The organism is Vibrio sp. Vb0937 (genome assembly GCF_033338855.1).
In genome coordinates this window covers 1-1196 of record NZ_JAWOTK010000307.1, presented here as the reverse complement: position 1 = coordinate 1196, position 1196 = coordinate 1, and the positions used below count along the sequence as shown (strand labels likewise).

Below are 1196 nucleotides of genomic sequence, written 5' to 3'. Positions count from 1 at the left end.
CATCACAGCATTGCTGCAGAGCGTGTTGCCAGTCAGTCATCAACGGTGAAGGAATAGCGAAGCGAAACATAATTAGTAAAGTATCCTGAAGTGCCCACAAATATTTATAGGAATGTCGCCGTGTTTGGCGGCTGGGCTTTGGTTATATCGTATCCAACGCTTGAACAATTCCAAGCGACTGAAGGCACTTTCGATCAATAAAATGTTAGCGAGCTCTCTTTTTTATCCAACTCGTTTCATTTCTCCGTTTTCATATTGTCCTAGGTTTTTCGGGTATGACCAACTATTGCGACGCGTTCGCCGTCTTGGCTTTTTTACCCCAAGTCACCTGTTGGATGACCAAACCACTGATGATTAAGACAAGTCCAATCAACGTCGATGGATGAATTTTTTCACCAATAATGGTGGCCAGTAACATCAACGAGATAAATGGCGAAGCAAATATCAGGTTGCTGATGCGCGCCGTGTTTTGGGTTAACTTCAAGGCGCTCAACCACAGCACAAACGTCACTCCCATCTCAAACAATCCGACGTATGTCACCGCCGCCCAGCCTTTGATGGAGATAGATTGCCAGCTTGCGCCTTCGTACCAACTCAATGCGATAGTGAATGGGATGGCAACCAAAAAGCCCAGCAAAACACCAACCACCGGATCGGCTTTGTTTTTGGTGTTGAGAATCCAGTAACCCGCCCAAAGTAACGTCGACAGCAGTGCCAAGCCAACGCCAAGCGGACTCTCAAACTGCATGCCAAGCACATTGCCTTGCGTTGCAATCACGATCACGCCGAGGTAACTGAATCCACACGCTATCCAATCTTTGCCACGAATCTTCTGCCCCAAAAACACCGCTGCCATCAGGGTGAGCGTAATGGCCCAGCTGTAGTTGATGGCCTGCGCTTGAGAAGCGGGCAGCAAATCGTACGCTTTAAATAGGATCAAGTAATACGCCAACGGGTTGATCAAACCAAGCAGCAAGTAGTACCAAGGATTAGAGAGAAAAGTAGCACTTAGCTGGTTTAATTTACCTTGCACACCGCACACAATCGTAAGCGCGATGGCAGAAACCATACTGGCGATACACAGCATTTGGATCGGCGTAAATTCCGCTAATGTCAGTGTAAATGCGGTTGCAACGGTAGACCAAAGTAATACTGCTGAGAGCCCAAATCCTAGGGCGCGACGCTCGTTCATGATG

General features: G+C 47.7%; 1 protein-coding gene. It reads right to left on the bottom strand.

The features are described 5' to 3' along the window. Positions 1 to 283: 283 nt before the first annotated feature. A complete protein-coding gene (locus R7P67_RS25300; protein WP_318086382.1) occupies positions 284 to 1192 on the bottom strand; it encodes a DMT family transporter in 909 nt (302 codons plus the stop codon). Positions 1193 to 1196: the final 4 nt, after the last annotated feature.

Excerpts from the sequence above, each read along its gene's own strand:
- R7P67_RS25300 (WP_318086382.1), bottom strand. The coding sequence starts at position 1,192 with ATGAACGAGCGTCGCGCCCTAGGATTTGGGCTCTCAGCAGTATTACTT.